The sequence below is a fragment of the Telluria sp. ZB4P36 genome (assembly GCF_059685865.1).
The window spans coordinates 82812-98881 of sequence record NZ_JCASIE010000017.1 but is presented as its reverse complement, the minus strand read 5'-3'; the positions used below and the strand labels follow the sequence as shown (position 1 = coordinate 98881).

16 protein-coding genes and 1 tRNA gene are annotated in these 16070 nt (G+C 65.2%); 10 read left to right on the top strand and 7 right to left on the bottom strand.

What is annotated here, in order from left to right:
* The first annotated feature begins 221 nt into the window (after positions 1 to 221).
* Positions 222 to 731: a host attachment protein gene (locus AC56LK_RS19725; RefSeq protein ID WP_497186181.1), complete on the top strand. Its 510-nt coding sequence runs from the start codon at positions 222 to 224 to the stop codon at positions 729 to 731.
* A gap of 48 nt (positions 732 to 779) precedes the next feature.
* Here the strand turns inward: AC56LK_RS19725 and AC56LK_RS19720 are convergent, their stop codons facing one another.
* Positions 780 to 2114, bottom strand: coding sequence for a GGDEF domain-containing protein (locus AC56LK_RS19720; protein WP_497186180.1), 1335 nt, complete (start codon positions 2112 to 2114; stop codon positions 780 to 782).
* Positions 2115 to 2340: 226 nt separating this feature from the next.
* Here AC56LK_RS19720 and AC56LK_RS19715 point away from each other — a divergent pair, with 226 nt between their 5' ends.
* From AC56LK_RS19715 to uvsE, 3 genes are all read left to right on the top strand, one after another.
* Complete coding sequence (locus tag AC56LK_RS19715) at positions 2341 to 4164, top strand: tetratricopeptide repeat protein (RefSeq protein ID WP_497186179.1); 1824 nt, start codon at positions 2341 to 2343, stop codon at positions 4162 to 4164.
* Positions 4165 to 4419: 255 nt separating this feature from the next.
* On the top strand, positions 4420 to 5325 hold the full coding sequence (locus AC56LK_RS19710; RefSeq protein WP_497186178.1) for a CAP domain-containing protein: 906 nt from the start codon (positions 4420 to 4422) through the stop codon (positions 5323 to 5325).
* Positions 5326 to 5467: 142 nt separating this feature from the next.
* Positions 5468 to 6358 (top strand): UV DNA damage repair endonuclease UvsE, encoded by an 891-nt coding sequence (gene uvsE, locus AC56LK_RS19705; RefSeq protein ID WP_497186177.1) that lies wholly within the window; start codon positions 5468 to 5470, stop codon positions 6356 to 6358.
* Here the strand turns inward: uvsE and AC56LK_RS19700 are convergent.
* Together AC56LK_RS19700 and epsC are read right to left on the bottom strand one after the other, a co-directional pair.
* Positions 6355 to 7050 (bottom strand): alpha/beta fold hydrolase, encoded by a 696-nt coding sequence (locus AC56LK_RS19700; RefSeq protein ID WP_497186176.1) that lies wholly within the window; start codon positions 7048 to 7050, stop codon positions 6355 to 6357. The genes uvsE and AC56LK_RS19700 overlap by 4 nt on opposite strands.
* 35 nt (positions 7051 to 7085) lie before the next feature.
* On the bottom strand, positions 7086 to 8003 hold the full coding sequence (gene epsC / locus AC56LK_RS19695; RefSeq protein WP_497186175.1) for a serine O-acetyltransferase EpsC: 918 nt from the start codon (positions 8001 to 8003) through the stop codon (positions 7086 to 7088).
* A gap of 214 nt (positions 8004 to 8217) precedes the next feature.
* Between epsC and AC56LK_RS19690 the strand changes: the two genes are divergently transcribed.
* The 6 genes from AC56LK_RS19690 to AC56LK_RS19665 all read left to right on the top strand — a co-directional run bounded on the left by AC56LK_RS19690 (position 8218) and on the right by AC56LK_RS19665 (position 12266).
* Positions 8218 to 9897, top strand: a complete 1680-nt coding sequence (locus AC56LK_RS19690; protein ID WP_497186174.1) for a methyl-accepting chemotaxis protein — start codon at positions 8218 to 8220, stop codon at positions 9895 to 9897.
* Between the two features lie 64 nt (positions 9898 to 9961).
* Positions 9962 to 10447: an acyl-CoA thioesterase gene (locus tag AC56LK_RS19685; RefSeq protein WP_497186173.1), complete on the top strand. Its 486-nt coding sequence runs from the start codon at positions 9962 to 9964 to the stop codon at positions 10445 to 10447.
* A gap of 80 nt (positions 10448 to 10527) precedes the next feature.
* Entirely contained in the window at positions 10528 to 11094 is a 567-nt protein-coding gene (locus AC56LK_RS19680; RefSeq protein WP_497186172.1) for a lipocalin family protein, read from the top strand.
* 67 nt (positions 11095 to 11161) lie between these two features.
* Positions 11162 to 11237: transfer RNA gene (locus AC56LK_RS19675), tRNA-Phe, on the top strand.
* A gap of 246 nt (positions 11238 to 11483) precedes the next feature.
* Positions 11484 to 11927: a nuclear transport factor 2 family protein gene (locus AC56LK_RS19670; RefSeq protein WP_497186171.1), complete on the top strand. Its 444-nt coding sequence runs from the start codon at positions 11484 to 11486 to the stop codon at positions 11925 to 11927.
* Between the two features lie 87 nt (positions 11928 to 12014).
* A complete protein-coding gene (locus AC56LK_RS19665; protein WP_497186170.1) occupies positions 12015 to 12266 on the top strand; it encodes a DUF1059 domain-containing protein in 252 nt (83 codons plus the stop codon).
* 84 nt (positions 12267 to 12350) lie between these two features.
* Here AC56LK_RS19665 and AC56LK_RS19660 read toward each other — a convergent pair whose 3' ends face one another.
* The 4 genes from AC56LK_RS19660 to AC56LK_RS19645 form a co-directional block, all read right to left on the bottom strand.
* The gene (locus tag AC56LK_RS19660; protein WP_497186169.1) at positions 12351 to 12803 is read right to left on the bottom strand and encodes an FxsA family protein; all 453 of its coding nucleotides are present in this window, start codon (positions 12801 to 12803) and stop codon (positions 12351 to 12353) included.
* 452 nt (positions 12804 to 13255) lie between these two features.
* Positions 13256 to 14134 (bottom strand): hypothetical protein, encoded by an 879-nt coding sequence (locus AC56LK_RS19655; protein ID WP_497186168.1) that lies wholly within the window; start codon positions 14132 to 14134, stop codon positions 13256 to 13258.
* Positions 14135 to 14174: 40 nt separating this feature from the next.
* Positions 14175 to 14762: a TerD family protein gene (locus AC56LK_RS19650; RefSeq protein ID WP_497186167.1), complete on the bottom strand. Its 588-nt coding sequence runs from the start codon at positions 14760 to 14762 to the stop codon at positions 14175 to 14177.
* A 36-nt stretch (positions 14763 to 14798) separates the two neighbouring features.
* Positions 14799 to 15911 carry a toxic anion resistance protein gene (locus AC56LK_RS19645; RefSeq protein ID WP_497186166.1) on the bottom strand — a complete coding sequence of 371 codons (1113 nt, stop codon included), beginning with the start codon at positions 15909 to 15911 and terminating at the stop codon, positions 14799 to 14801.
* Between the last annotated feature and the right edge of the window lie 159 nt (positions 15912 to 16070).

The window sequence follows — 16070 nt, the reverse complement described above, 5'->3', positions numbered from 1 at the left end:
GATTCGGCGGCGCCTTGCCTGGTCATTCAGCATAGGCCGCCGGCGGCGGAAGTCCAGCGCTGGAAGCCCAGTGCTGCGCGAGCCCGCGCACGGCTGGGCGGCGTCGGTGCGCCGGGGTTCCGGAAGCGGCGATATACTGGACTTATAGCCTGACCGGCATGCGGAGCAGCTTGCATGCGGTTAAGGAAGACGCTAACGATTCATCACTGACAGGGGGTAGCATGCCAACAACCTGGATTCTTTCGGCCAACGCGGGCCGTGTGCGGTTCTTCTCGGAGTCCGATCCAGCCGAACCATTGCAGGAAATCGAAGACATGGTCAGTTCCGCTGCGCAACTGCGCACGGTGGATACCGAGACCGACCGGCTCGGCCCGACCGCTGCCGCAGGCAGCCGCCACAACATCGGCGGCAACGAGGGCGCCGGCATGGCCCACAATGCCAAGGCGGGTGCACCGAACAAGCAGTACCAGCCGGCACAGACGCCCGACCAGCACGCGGCCGACCTGTTCGCCAAGGACGTCGCGACCTACCTGCTGAAGGGGCATAACGAGGGCCGCTTCCAGCAGTTGGTCATCTCCGCCTCGCCGGATTTCCTGGGCGTGCTGCGCACCAAGCTCGATCCGCAGGTCCAGAAACTGGTCAAGGCCGAATTCAACAAGGACTATACGCACTCCAGCCCACAGCAGCTGCGCGAGCAGTTGCACGCCCACCAGGCCAAGCTTGCCGAATAAGCGGGTGCCGGAAGACGTACGAACGCCAGCCGCGGCTGGCGTTTTTTCTTAGTGCGTCCCGGCGCGCTGCAAGGCGGCGTCCTGCACGCAAATCTGGTTGCGCCCGCCCTGCTTCGCCGCATACAGCATAGCATCCGCGCGCAGGAACAGTTCGTTCTCGCTGCGGTACTCCGGATAAGCCGCCACCCCGCCGCTGAAGGAGAAATGGCGCAGGTCGCCGGGGCCGACCTCGAAGGGAATCGCACAGAAGGCCTGGCGCATGGCGTCCAGCCGGCGCCTGCCCTGTTCCAAGGTGCAATTCCAGAACACGACGACGAATTCCTCGCCGCCGAAGCGGCTGAGCAGGTCGCACTCGCCAAGCTGCGCCGCCAGGCTCAGGGACAGGCGCTTGATCACGATGTCGCCGAAGTGATGCCCCCAGGTGTCGTTGATGGTCTTGAACTTGTCGATGTCGATGATGCCGAAGGCCAGCGGGCAGCCTTCCTGGGCCGCGCGCCGGATCAGGTCCTGCGCCTTCTTCTGCAGGCCGACCTTGTTGAGCAGGCCGGTGGCGCGGTCTTTCCCGATCAGGTCCTTGTTGATGCGGATCTTGTTGGCGCGGTTCACCAGCTGGGCTTCCAGCAGGCCGGGCTCGCAGCTGGCCAGCACGCTGTCGAAACCGTCGGCCAGCGCGCGCCGGGTGATTGCGGCATCCTGCCGGCACTGCAGCAGCATGATTTCGCGCACCGGGTCGGCTTCTATGTTTTTCTGCAAGACGCGGGCGATGGCCTCGGTACGCGCGTATTCGCCGTCGCTCACCAGCACCAGGTCGGGCTGCAGCTCCTTGACGCGCAGGTGCAGGGTCTGGGCGTCCGCGTGGCGGACCGCCTCGATGCCGCGCTCCAGGAGCCCCGCATCGTCCAGCCCGGCCACCTCGCCGAGCACCACCATGCGCACCAGGTCGCCGCGCTTCTTCTGCACGAACAGCTTGAACAGCTTGTCGACGAACACGTCGTTGGCGATCGGCTTTTCGGCATAGGCCAGGCAGTTGCTGTCGACCAGGCGCTGCTGCAGCAGGAAACGGCTGCCCTGGCGCGTGCTCTGCAGGTAGACGTAGCTGTGGTCGGAAGGCAGGCGCTGCAGCAGTTCGCCCAGCATCAGGGTGCGGCGCCGGTCCGGCATGTCGGCCTGCATGTTGTGCAGGGCGTCGAGGTCGATCACGTACAGGTTGTCGCCCTGGTCCCGGGCCACCGCCTCGACGAAGGCCGAGACCTCGTCGAAGAACAGGATGTCGAAGTCGTATTTGTGGGCATGCAGGAGCAGCTCGGCCCGGTTGTCCTTGATGAAGAAACTCTGCGATAACAGAAGAACCTGATTCCTGTACAGCGGCATGGCGTGCGTCATGGTTTCTCGACTTCCTTGCTGGATACGCAGTGCTGACTCGATGCCCAAATGTTATATTTATGGCAGGAATCTCATTGTCTCGTTGTCTGCCCCAAAAGGCAAATGCTTTGATCTTTGACGCGGCGCAAATCTGGCCTAGACTGGAGTGGGTCGCTTGAAACCAGAGGCCCAACGCCGGCATCAAAGCACAATGCCGGTAACGCCATCAGCCGGATGGGAGAGAACGATGAGACCCGTACGCATCATCACGGCAGTCGGGGCGGCAGCGCTTGCGGCCGTGCTTGCAACGCTGTTTTCCGCCCATCCGCCGGCCGCCGCCGGTTCCAAGCAAGCCTTCGATCCCCTGTTCGCCCCCGGCGCCACGTGCACGCCGGGGCGTCCCGGGCGTCCGCCGCTGCTCGATCGCCTCGTGCTGGCACAGGCCGAGACCACGCCGTTCAAACCGGGCCAGGTCGTACCGCCACCCAAGGGCAGTGCGCAGAAAGCCGATGCGGCGCCTCCCCTGTATGCCAACCTCGGCAGCCTGCACATTCCCGTGACGACCGCCAGCAAGCGCGCCCAGGCCTATTTCGACCAGGGCATGCGCCTCACCTTCGCCTTCAACCATGCCGAGGCGGCACGCGCCTTCCGCGCCGCCCAGCAGCACGATCCGGGCTGCGCCATGTGCCATTGGGGTGAGGCGCTGGTGCTGGGCCCGAACATCAATGCGCCCATGTTCCCGGAAGCCGCCGGGCCGGCAGCCGCCGCGGCCGCGAAGGCCGTGTCGCTGGCGGGCAAGTCCACGCTGCCCGAACAGGCCCTGATCCGCGCCGTGGCCCGCCGCTACCAGCCGGAACCGCCCGCCGACCGCGCTCCCCTCGACAGGGCCTACGCCGATGCCATGGCCGAGGCGGCGCGCAGCTTCCCCAACAACGACACCATCCAGGTACTGTATGCGGAAGCCCTGATGGACCTGTCGCCCTGGGATTACTGGCAGGCCGGCGGCGCCCAGCCCAAGAACCGCACCGCCGACCTGGTGGCCGCCCTCGAACGCGTGCTGGAACGCAATCCGAGCCATGCGGGAGCGGCCCACTACTACATCCATGCGGTCGAGGCATCCTCCCATCCGGAGCGGGCGCTGCCGGCCGCCAGGATACTGGCGCGCCAGATTCCCGGCGCCGGCCACGTCGTGCACATGCCCTCCCACATCTACTACCGGCTCGGCATGTACCGCGAGGCGCTGCAGGCCAACCTCGACGCGATCGCCGTCGACGAACAGTACTTCGGGCGCTCGCCGAGCGATCCGGTCTACCGCGGCGCCTACTACCCGCACAACATCCACTTCGTCATGGTGTCGGCCCTGATGGGCGGCGACGGCCGCACCGCGCTCGAGGCAGCCGGCAAGCTCGACAAGTCGATCAGCCCCGAGCTGCTGAAGGGCTTCCCCAGCCTGCAGCCGGTCAAGGCCGCGCCCTATTTCTCGCATGTTCAGTTCAGTTCGCCGGACACCCTGCTGGCCCTGCCCGACCCCGGACCCGACTTCGTGCTGGTCAGGGCGATGTGGCACTACGCCCGCGCCGTCGGCTTCGCGCGCAAAGGCATGCATGCCGAAGGCAGCCGCGAACTCGCGGCGCTCGAAGGCCTCGAACGCAGCGCCGACTTCAAGCCGATCGCGGAGTGGAACATCCCGGCGCGCGAGATCGTGCAGACGGCGCGCGCGGTCGCACGCGGGCGCCTGGCCGATGCGCGCGGCAACATGCCGGAGGCTATCGCGGCCTACCGCGAAGCGATCGCGGTGCAGGACAGCCTGCCCTACATGGAGCCACCCTACTGGTACTACCCGGTACGCCAGTCGCTGGGGGCGGCGCTGCTGCGCACCGGTCAGCTGGAGGCGGCCGAACAGGTGTTCCGTGACTCGCTTGCCCGCATACCGAGCAACGGCTGGGCATTGCGCGGCCTGATCGAGATCTACCAGCAACGGGGAGATGCGCCCGCGCTGGCGGCGGCCCGCAAGCGCTTCGAGACGACCTGGCTGGGTGAGCCGGGCGGGCCACCGCTGACACGGCTGTAGTGGATTGTTACAGTGGGGCGCTTTGCAGCTGCCTGCGGCACTGCTATAGTGGACGTTCGCGACAGATGCGTCACCCTGCTGTCCGGCCTGAATCACTTGAGAAAAACGCTGACCTGTGGTCGGCGTTTTTGCTTTTGGGGCCGGCTTGATTTCCTGTCAATGTCCTTTCATTCAGCTTTTCTACCGGGTGCGATGACGCAGCGCCCGGCATCCGCTACGATTGCATGGCTGCGGCTCCGCGGCCGGAGGTTGATCTTGCTACCGAAAATCCTGACTCTGCCATTCCAGATGCGCGGCATTGCGCCCCTGCTGCTGGCGCTGGCCAGCGCCTGGCCCGGCATGGCATCGGCCCTGCCGGCGCCTGTCTATGGCGCCGAGCAATTGACCACCTTGGTGAATGGCTACCGCAAGGCCCCGGGCAGCTGCCTGGGCCGCAGCGCTGCGCCGGTCGAGGCGCTGGCGCCGCACCCGGCGCTGGCGCGGGTGCGCATCGGGCCGGCCACCTTCATCGAAGCGGCGCTCGAGCAAGCCGGCTTTGCCGCCGAGCGCGCCGTGACCGTCAGCGTGAGCGGTCCGCAAACGCCGGCGGAAGCGATGGCCGTGCTGCAGGAAAAATACTGCGCGACCCTGCTGGATACCCGCTTCTCGGCCGTCGGCAGCTACCGCAGCGGCGACGAATGGACCGTCATCCTGGCCAAGGCGGCGCCGCCACTGCCTTCCGACACCTTTCCGGACTGGCACGAAGCCGGCAAGGCCATCCTGGCCAGCGTGAATGCGGCGCGCGCCAGCGCCCGCAGCTGCGGCAAGCAGCAGTTCGCGGCGGCGCCGCCGGTGAGCTGGAATCCGCGGCTGGGCGAAGCCGCGCTGGCGCACAGCCGCGACATGGCGGCGCGCCGCTATTTCAGCCACCGGGCCAAGGACGGCAGCCAGCCGGCCGACCGTGCCGCGCGCGCCGGCTATGCCTGGCAGCGGGTCGGCGAGAACATCGCCTTCGGCCAGAACACGCCCGACGAGGCCGTGGCGGGCTGGCTCGACAGTCCAGGCCACTGTGCCAACATCATGAATCCGGGCTTCACCGAGATGGGCGCCGCCTACGGCGTGGCAGCGGAAAAGCGCAGCGGCATCGTCTACTGGACCCAGGTGTTCGGCCGCCCGCGCTGATCAGGCGCGTCGGCAAGGGGTGTCCCATTCCTGTCCCGCCAGCGTGTGCCCGGAGAGGCGAAGCGGACGCTCCGGAAAGCCCGGTTTGGATAGACTGGCGCGGCAGTCCGCACGCGGCGGACCTGCCACGCACAGGGAACCCATGCAACCGAACCTCGGCCTCGTCTGTATTACCGCGTCGAAAGACGTCCGCTACCGCACGGTCACGCGCAAGCGCCTGCTCGAGCACAGCCTCGACGCCCAGCGCAAGCTGCTCGAAGACCTCTACCGCGACAACATCCAGACCCTGGACAAGGCGCTGCGCTACTGCGAGGCCGAGGGCATCCGCCTGTACCGCCTGCCCTCCTCGATCTTTCCCTTTGCCGACGAAGACATCGGCCGCGACGTGCTGGCGCCCTTTGCCGCGACCCTGGTACGCTCGGGCCGGCGTGCGACCGAGCGCGGCATCCGGCTGGTCATGCACCCGGACCAGTTCGTGGTGCTGAGTTCGGATTCGGAAGGGGTGGTGGCGAACAGCGTCAAGATCCTGCAGATGCACGCCGACATCATGGACCTGCTCGAGCAGCCACGCTCGCCCTGGGCCCTGCTCGAGATCCACGGCGGCAAGGGCAATCGCGCCGACGCGCTGGTCGAGCGCATCGCCCTGCTTCCCGACGCCATCCGCTGCCGCCTGGGGCTGGAGAATGACGAATATGCCTATGGGGCGGAGGAAATCTACGACATCTGCATGCGCGCCGGCGTGCCGATGGTATTCGACGCCCACCACCACGTGGTGCACGACAAGCTGTCGAGCTATGAAGATCCCAGCGTGGGAGACATGCTGCTGAAAGCGCGCGCCACCTGGGCCAATCCCGCGCACCAGCTGGTGCATATCTCGAACGGCCGCGAAGGCTTCAATGACCGCCAGCATGCCGACCTGATCGAGGTCATGCCCTCGTCCTACCTGAGCGCGCCCTACATCGAGATCGAGGCCAAGCTCAAGGAAGAGGCGATTCGCGGACTCCGTACCTGGTCGGCATCCGCCACGGTTTAGCCAGCCGTCACCTTGTCGAGCCAGGGCTCGACCACCGCAAGCAGCGCTTGCGGCGCCTCGATTGGCAGCATGTGGCCGCTGTCCTCGATCAGGGCGAACTCGGCGCCGGGGATCCCGGCAAGCATCTCCTCCGCTTCCTCGCGTGAACGCAGCCGGTCCTGTCCCGCCGCGACGACCAGGGTCGGGCAGCGGATCTCGTGCAGCCGCTCGCGGTCGCTGGTGCGCACGATCGCGGACTGGCGGCGGAACACCTCGCCGCCCAGGCGCACGCCCATGGCGCGCACGCGTTCGACCAAGGTCTCGTTGGCGGCCTCTTTCGGGTGCAGCGAGGTGGCGATCGCGGTCTTGCTCAGGCCCGAGAACGAGACCGAGGCCGCGGCCTTGCCGACCGTGCCGCGGCTCTGCCGCAGCGATGGCGTATCGGCGCGGGTCGAGGTGGCGATCAGGACCAGCGCGCGCACGCGGTCGGGCGCCAGCCGTGCGATCTCGCGGGCGACGTAGCCGCCCATCGAAAAGCCGACCAGGATGAAGTGAGAGGGAGCTTTGGCCAGCGCGCGGGCGGCCATCGCTTCGATGGAGGAATCATGGCGCAGGTCCGCGTGCGTCACCGGCCCGAATTTTCCGAGCGCTTGGAGCACGTCGTCCCAGAGCGTTTCGTCGGCCATGTAGCCGGGTACGAGCAGGATAGACATCGCGCCATGATAGCGCAGCCCTCAGCTACCCTGCGTCAGGTATTGCGCGACTGGGCCTGCGACACGTTGCTGCCCGGCGGGACGCTTTGCGTCAGCCAGACGTTGCCGCCGATGGTCGAGCCGGCGCCCACCGTGATCCGGCCGAGCACCGTGGCGCCGGCGTAGATCACCACGTCGTCCTCGACGATCGGGTGGCGCGGCGCACCCTTGACCAGTGCGCCGCTGGCGTCCACCGGGAAGCGCTTGGCGCCCAGGGTCACCGCCTGGTAGAGGCGCACGCGCTCGCCGATGACGGCGGTCTCGCCGATGACGACGCCGGTGCCGTGGTCGATGAAGAAGCTGCCGCCTATCCTGGCCGCCGGGTGGATTTCGATGCCGGTCAGCGAGTGCCCGATGTCGGCGACCAGGCGCGCCAGGAAAGGCACGCCGAGGCGGTGCAGGCAATGCGCCAGGCGGTGGTAGAGGATGGCGAGGGTGCCCGGATAGCACAGCATGATCTCGGCCACCGAACTGGCGGCCGGATCGCCCGCCAGCGCGGCCTGCACGTCCGAGACCAGCAAGGCCCGGATCGCCGGCAGGCTGGCGGCGAACTCGCGCGTGATCGCGCGCGCCTGTTCGGACAGCGCGGCATCGTCGGCCTCCTCGAACTGGGGAGCAAAGCGCAGGGCCCGTCGCACCTGCCCGACCAGCCGGTCGAGCGTGACGTTGAGCGTGTCGCCGACGAAGTAATCGATGCTTTCGTCGTTCAGGTCTGGCCGCCCGTAATGGGTTGGAAACAGCGCCGCCGAGACGCCGTTCACCACCTGGGCAAGGACCTCGCGCGAAGGCAGTTCGCGCACACGGCCCTGGTGGCGGATGTTGTGGGTCGATTCGCGCGAGGTGCGCAGCGCATCGATGATCGGGCCCAGGTACCATTGCACGGAGCCGGAAGAGGTCGGGAAGTCGCTGTTCATGTGCCGAGCCTACCTGCTTTGGCGGCACCGGCCAACGACATAAATCAGGGATCGATATGCGGAAATCGTTGTGAATTAGTGGTCGTGCATAAGTTGAGGAACTTCATTACTTCTGGTCCATATTTTGCTTTATGTTAAAGAACTGCGGTCTGAGCAAGCAGTCCAGCAGTCGACGTGCGGCCGGCCGCCCCATTTTGGGGCGGGCTGCACCAGCATGAACCCCTCTACCCACCCGGGAGCCGAAGTGTCCAGTGTCCGAGCCCAGTTACGAAGCGTGTTTGCGTTCGTCATCATCATTTCCTTTCTCTCGACCGCGATCGCCATCTGGCGCCTGCAGGTGATGTCCCAGGAAACCGAAGCGCTCACCCAGCGCCCGCTGGCCAAGGAGCGCCTGGCCTCGCAATGGCTGCTCAACACCTCGGTCTCGGCCAAGCGCACCGCCGCGGTCGCGCGTTCCAGCGATCCCGAACTGGCCAAGGCCTTCGCGGCCGAGAGCACGGAATCGAGCCGGCGCACCAGTGCACTGCAGAACAAAATCGGTGAATTGCTCGACACGCCGGAAGAACAGGCCTTGTTCGCCGCCATCGGCGAAGCGCGCGGACGCTACATCGACACCCGCGACCGGGTCATGAAGCTGAAGACGGACGGTCTGGCTGCCGAGGCCATGACGCAGTACGAAAAAGAGTTCGTGCCGGCCACCCAGCACTACCTCGACAAGGTCTCCGCGCTGCAGGCGCTGCAGCACCAGGCCATCGATACCATGGCGAAGCAGGTGCTGGAGGGCGCGCGCGCCAGCACCACCATGCTGGTGACCCTGTGCCTGCTGACCCTCGCCGGCAGCATCGCGGCCTCCATGCTGTTTGCGCGCGCGCTGTTCCGGCGCCTGGGCGGCGAACCGGCGGAGGCGGCGCGCGTGGCCGGCGAAATCGCCGCCGGCAAGCTGGACGTCCGGATCGACCTGCGGCCGGGCGACCAGGCCAGCCTGCTGCATGCCCTGCAAGGCATGCGCGACAGCCTGGCACGGATCGTCGGCCAGGTACGCGACGGCACCGCCACCATCGGCGCCTCGGTCGAGGCGATGGCGAGCGAAGCCCAGGAGCTGTCGCGCCGTACCGAGAGCCAGGCCGCCGCGCTGGAACAGACCGCATCCTCGATGAACGAGCTGGCGCACGCGGTCGGGCACAGCGCCGCCAGCGCCGAAGAAGCGAACGGGCTCGCGCTGACCGCATCGGCGGTGGCCCGGCAGGGCGGCGCGATGGTGGGGCAACTGGTGGACACGATGGGGTCGATCAACGCCTCGTCGGCGCGCATCGTCGACATCACCGGCGTCATCGACGGCATCGCCTTCCAGACCAATATCCTGGCCCTGAACGCGGCGGTGGAAGCGGCGCGTGCCGGCGAACAGGGCCGCGGCTTCGCCGTGGTGGCCGGCGAAGTGCGCAACCTGGCGCAGCGTTCGGCGGCGGCAGCCAAGGAAATCAAGGAGCTGATCGACGACTCGACCCGCCGCGTCTCGCAGGGCGCCGACCTGGCCGGGCGCGCCGGTACGACCATGACCGGCATCGTCGAGAGCATCGGCCGGGTGACCGCGATCATGGGCGAGATCGTCGATTCGAGCAGGGAACAGGCCAATGGCATCCAGCAGGTCCACCGCGCCGTGGCGGACATGGACAAGGTCACCCAGCAGAACGCGACCCTGGTGGAAGAATCGGCGGCCGCGACCGAGTCGATGAAGGAGCAGGCAGCGCGCCTGAGGCAGCTGGTGGCGGTCTTCAGGCTGGCCGAGCGGCCGCTGCGCAAGCCCGGGCCACGGGAGGTGGCGCTGCGCAAGGCCGCCGCGCCGTCCACGCCCGCCGAGCGCAAGGCGCCCGAAGAGGCGTGGGAAGCGTTCTAGGCCTGCTTGCCGGCCCGGCGAATCTGAAGCACCATGACATACCCCTTACTTTCTCGAGTCCTGCATGAACCTGCCTTCCCACCAGCTGTCGATGACGGTCCTGATGACCCCGGACACGGCCAACTTCTCCGGTAACGTCCACGGCGGCACCATTCTCAAGCTGCTCGACCAGGTGGCTTATGCCTGCGCCAGCCGCTATGCCGGCCGCTACGTGGTGACGATGAGCGTGGACCAGGTTACCTTCCGCCAGCCGATCCACGTCGGCGAGCTGGTGACCTTCCTCGCCTCGGTGAACTACGCGGGGCGCAGCTCCATGGAAATCGGCATCAAGGTGATCGCCGAGGACATCCGCTCGCAGGCGGTGCGCCACGTAAACAGCTGCTTCTTCACGATGGTGGCGGTGGACGACGACCGCAAGCCGGTCGCGGTGCCGCCGCTGCAGCCGTCGACCGAGGAGGAACTGCGCCGCTTCGAGGAAGCCAAGGGCCGCAAGGACGCCCGGCTGGCGCTCGAACGCCGGCACGCCGAGCGCGCCGCCGCGCGTTCCTGATTGCGGCGATAGCATCCTGCCGTGCGTCGGCATGCACCGGGTGCGGCTACCATCTGGGCTCGACCATTCCGGGACCGCGCATGAAGACCGCCCTGCTTGCATCCTTGCTGCCCCTGCTGCCCCTGTCCGCGCCGCCCTCCCACGCGGCCGGCCAGGAAACCGGCGCCGCCAGGCCGCTTGCCACCATCCCCGCGCTCGACGTCAAGCGCTACATGGGCACGTGGTACGAGATCGCGAAGTTCCCCAACCGCTTCCAAAAGAAGTGTGCGGGCTTCACCACCGCCACCTACAGCCTGCGCGAGGACGGCCGCGTCGACGTGGTCAACCGCTGCCGGCGCGCCGACGGCAGCACCGACACGGCCAGCGGCGTGGCGCGCCAGCTGGGCGCTGCCACGTCGCCGAAGCTGGAAGTGCGTTTCGCACCGGCCATCGTGTCCTGGCTGCCGATGGTCTGGGGCGATTACTGGGTGATCGACCTCGATCCGGCGTATCAATTGGCCGCAGTCAGCGAGCCGAAGCGCGAATACCTGTGGATCCTGTCGCGCACGCCGAGGGTCGATCCGGCCGCCTATGACGCCCTGCTGGGCCGGCTACGGGCCCTGGGCCTGGACATGAACCGGCTGATGCCGACAAAACAGGCAGAATGAGGGGCGCCGGCCGCATGCACCGCGGCACTACCGCAGAGCCAAGCCTTGTGCTAGAATGCGAGCCCTTGGCCTGGTAGCTCAGTTGGTAGAGCAGAGGATTGAAAATCCTTGTGTCGGTGGTTCGATTCCGCCCCGGGCCACCAAGAACATCGTTCACACAACGCCCACTCATGCGAGTGGGCGTTGTCGTTTCCGGCGCCCTGTATTTGCGAGCCCTACTACGCTAAAAGCCGCTTGACTTCCGAACTCGCAGCACTAGGCTACTTAAGAGCACCTCGAAAACCTGCTGCTGGTATTCCCATCGACGGATAGTCTGGAGGTGTCCATGAACCGCATCCGGCACAAGCATCCGCGACTGCCATCGGACGCGGATCTTATTGGGAGAGATCATGAACGCGCAAGGAAACAAGCAATTAGTGATGGAGGGATATCGACTATTCCAGGCTGGGCAGATCGACGAATTGCTCAGTCGCTACCACGACGACGCTGAATGGACCAGTCCGGAACTGGAGTTCGTGCCATTCTCCGGCGCATTTCACGGCAAGGCGGAGATCGCCCAGTTTTTCGCCAAACTCGACGCTTCGGTACATGCCAACCGCTTCGAGCCTACGCAATTCATCGCGGAAGACGACAAGGTCGTGGTGACTGGCTTTGCAAACTGGCTCGCGAAACCGACTGGCCGCAGCTACGACAGTCCGTGGGTTCATATATTCACCTTACACGATGGAAAAGTGGCTAAATTCGAGAGCTTTTCAGACACCTTGGCAGTGGCTCGGGCATTCCTTCCCGAGGAAACAGGACGGGTATCGAACGCGGCACCGATGCACCACTAGCGGCTCGCGCTTTAATGGTGCAAGCGACGTCGCTTACCTAAATGGAATGGGCACGATTGTCCACGTTTGTCAGTAAAGGAGTTGGTCATGACGCGCAAGTTCATTGATTGCCGAGAATTCCCAAGCGACACGCATTGCTCTGTCGCCATCTCGGCCGACAGCGAGGAAGAGTTATTGCAAGCTGCAGTCGACCATGCGGTTTCAGTGCATCATCATGGCGATTCGCCGGAGTTGCGCCAGCAGCTGCGCCGGATGTTCAAGGATGGCATGCCGCCTGAACATCTGCCTGCGGGCGGACAGGCGGCAAGCGCCGGTAATGGCGCCCCACTGGCGCATTGAGGATGGAAATCCACGCTTCCGTCTATGCCGCCAAAAATGCGGGGCGCAACCAGGTGCATCCGTGAAGACGGGCACACCTGGCGATCAATCTTTCTTTTCCCTGAATTCACCCTCGATCACCCTGTCGTCGGTGCTGTTGGGAGGGGTTCGGCCAGCGAACTTGAAGACCGACGTAAACATTCGATCGAACATGGCTCGCCTCAACCAAGGGTAGGTGAGAAGAAAAGCCGTAACGAAACCTGTGAACGCTGCGGGCACGTAGTCGCTTCGCGACAGGAAGTACAAGCAGCAGAGTGCGAGCAAGCCGACGATGAGTGGTCGACGTAGAGGTTTGGGCAATAAACCGACAATCCGCAGCTTGCCTTTGCTTATCCAGGGAAATCTTGCAAAAAGACCGCCAAGGAGCAGCCCTGCCATGACCCGACCCGTGCCGAGATGATCGGCCAAGACCCCGACGACGAGGAAACCGGTGTAGGTCATCGTGCTGGCCAAGGCTGCCAGCACTGATAATGCAACAGCGACCGTTAGCTTTGGCATACGTATCGCCGCTTTGACGAGAAAACCCAGAATTTTGTACTCCGGCAAATGGGAATTGGAATTTATCGTAAATTTTAACAGTACGCACAAAACGACAACGCCAAGCCTCGCAGCTTGGCGTTGTCGTTCCTGTGAAATGCTTGTGTCTGGTTTGTTCGGTGCTAGATCGTTCCCTCCCTGCCACCGGTTTTGCCTGGGATGACGACGTCATCCAAATCAATGTTCTCGTGCTCAAACAAGGCAGGGGAAGTCTGAAAAGGCAGCTTTTTACGCTGGCATCCAGGTTGTTTGCATTGCTCGCCATTACGCAATTCCATATAGGCGGGACAATTCTTATAGTCATGATCAACGCAGGGCATATGACCTCCCAATAGGTTGATGGTTGAGAGCTTGTTTCAGTTAACAGGCTATACCACAAGCGGGTGCTTTGCTGAAAATATGTGTGTCTATTTTCAATGTCCGCCCTGCGCCTGCGCCATCTCGAGTGCGGGCAAGGTCACCGTCAGGAAGGAAGAGACTTGGGCGATCAGGTCGGCGGCTTGCTGACGCACCTGCCCCATCTGCAGTATCGACAGCTCGGCCTGGCGAACCGCCTGCTGGATCAGCGTACGGCGCTGCGTCAGCGCATCCTGCAGGGTCGCATCCGCCGCGCCGCCGGCGAGTGTCGCCACGACCGCAAGCACGGCCCCGTGCAGGCTCAGGTTCTGCGCCGACGCTTCCAGCTCGCGCGTGGCGCCCTCGCTGTCGGCCATCAGCTGCAGGAGCTGGGCACGGGATGCGGTCAGCGCCGGCTTGTACTGGGCAGGCGACATCGGGCGGCGGAACAGCTTGCCGAACACGCCCGCCGGCGCCCTGGTGCTTTCGAGCGCGGCCTCGAGCAAGGCAGGCACTGCCATCTGCGTGAACGTCAATACCAGGTCGGTCATGGGCTGGAGCAGCGCGGCCTGTTCCATCAATGGCCCCTCCGCCCATTCGGTGACGAATGACAGCCTGACCGGCAGGATGCGGCGGAACAGGGCGGCAAGGCGCTGTTCCGCGTGGTCGAACAGGAGCGGATACTCGGTCCTGGCGATCGCCAGGGCATCGCGTACCGCCGGATGGTCTTCGCTCTCGAACAGCGCCCTCGGTCCGGCTTTCGGGATCGCCGGCGTTGCGGGCAGCTCGTCGAAGGACAGCGGCCTGGGCGGGCTGCCGGGGGCAGGCGGCGCAGGCGTGGCACCCTGCGCGTCGCCGAAGTCGAAGGCCCGCGGCACTGCCGGGCGCTCGGCCGGCTCAGGGGCCGGCTCCGGCTCCCCGCCGAAATCGAATGCCTTGGGTGTCTGGTGTGTCATCGCTCACGCGGCGTCGGGGAAAGGCGGGAGCGCCCTGTGCTCAGACAGTGCCGCCCAGCTTGCGGATGAAGGTCGCCAGGTTCAGCTTGAAGCCGGCGCCGACGGCCTGGAAGCGCCATTCGCCATCCTTGCGGTACAGCGAGCCGAACTGCAGCGCGGTCTTGTCCGAGTAGTCTTCGTCGAGGTCATACTCCGCGATCGTTTCGCCGGTCTCGTCGTTGTACACCTTCACGTAGGCGTCGGTGACACGGCCGAAGGTCTGCTTGCGGGCTTCGGCGTCGTGGATGGTGACCACGATCGGCATCTCCACGACCTCCGCGTCGACCCTGGCCAGGTCGACGGTGATGACTTCGTCGTCGCCATCCTTGTCGCCCGTGCGGTTGTCGCCCGAATGCACCACGGCCCCATCCGGGGAGGTGGTGTGGTTATAATAGACGAAGTGGGCGTTGCTGATCATGACCGGGTGGTCGCTCGCATCTTTCCTGCACAGGAAGACCGAGGAGTCGAGGTCGAAAGGCTGGCCGTCGGCCGCATTGACCTTCCAGCCGAGGCCGATACGGACGCGCTTCAAACCCGGAGCGGTCTTTTCGAGGTTGATGCGATGGCCGGTTGCAAGCGTCGTCGACATGGTGCTCCTTGTATGGTGAGAATGGTGGGTTCGGGATCAGACCGCGGTCGAGAACCGGGCAATCAGCTCGCGCTCCAGTTCCTGCAGTTTCGGCAGCTCGTCCTTGCGGCGCTGCTGGCCTTCGTTCGAAATCTGCTCGAGCTTGTCGAAAGCGGTCACCAGCTGGGTCTGGACGTGCTGGGCGGTTTCCAGGCTGACCAGGGAACGCTGCTTGGTGCGGGCCACCGTCTCGGTATTTTCCAACAACATGTCGGCCTGGGCACGGAATGCCGCATCGGTGGCGTCGTAGGCGGCGTTGGCGACCGCCGCGCTCTGCTTGGCCTCCAGCTGCAGCAGATACAGCGAGAACACGTTGCGCCAGGCCGGAATCGACACGTTGACGATATCCGTGAAGGTGTCCGTCAGCGCCCTGGCATTGTCTTGCGACAGGCGGATCTGCGGCACCATCTGGGTGGCCATCAGCATGGCGCGGCGCAGGTCGTCGATGCGCTTTTCGAGACGCTCGAGACGGCGCTTGAGCTCGGTGGCCTGCTGCGCCTCGAAGGCGTTGGCCGGCGCAGCTTGCTGCGCGACCGCCTGCCTGAGCTTTTCTGCCCAGGCTTCGCCCTTCTTCACATCCGTATCCAGGCCCTGGTAGTAGGTTTCCAGGCCCTTGTACATCTCGTCGAAATCCTGGATGCGCGCCCGGTGCACGTTGGCATGACGCGTCATCTCCCCGATCAGGGTGTCCATGCGCGATTCGACCATCTGGTACTGCGAGAGCATCTTTTCCTTGACCGAGCCGAACATGTTCGTGACGCGCGACAGCAGGCCCCCCGAGCGGAGCTTGGCCGGATCCAGGCCCTTGGACGTCGCAATCAGTTCATTCAGCTGCGTGCCGAACACATCCGCGTCCGACGCGCGTACGGTGCCGAGCAACTTGGCCGACACCTTCGCCACACCCGCGCCGGTGGAGCCGCCCAGGGACTCGATGGCCTTGTCGTCGATCCCGGAAATATCGACACGCACCAGCGGCGCCACGCTCGCCTCCGGACGCAAGGCCGGCAGTACGTCCGGCGTCGTGGCCGGATTCAGCAGGGGCGCCATTGCAGGCGCGGGCGTCGCAGGTGCTGCGTTCGCTTCTTCGTCGGAGGAGAACAGCGGTTTCATAACATTCCTTCAGGTTGGAAATGACAACATGAATAGCTTACCACCGGACAATTCGGCCAAGCGAAGTAGCAGGGGTTCGATCAGTATAACCAAAGCACACGTCACTATTTCATGCCAAGCAGAGGATAGCGACAGGCCCAAATTGCTGAGTCGGCAATG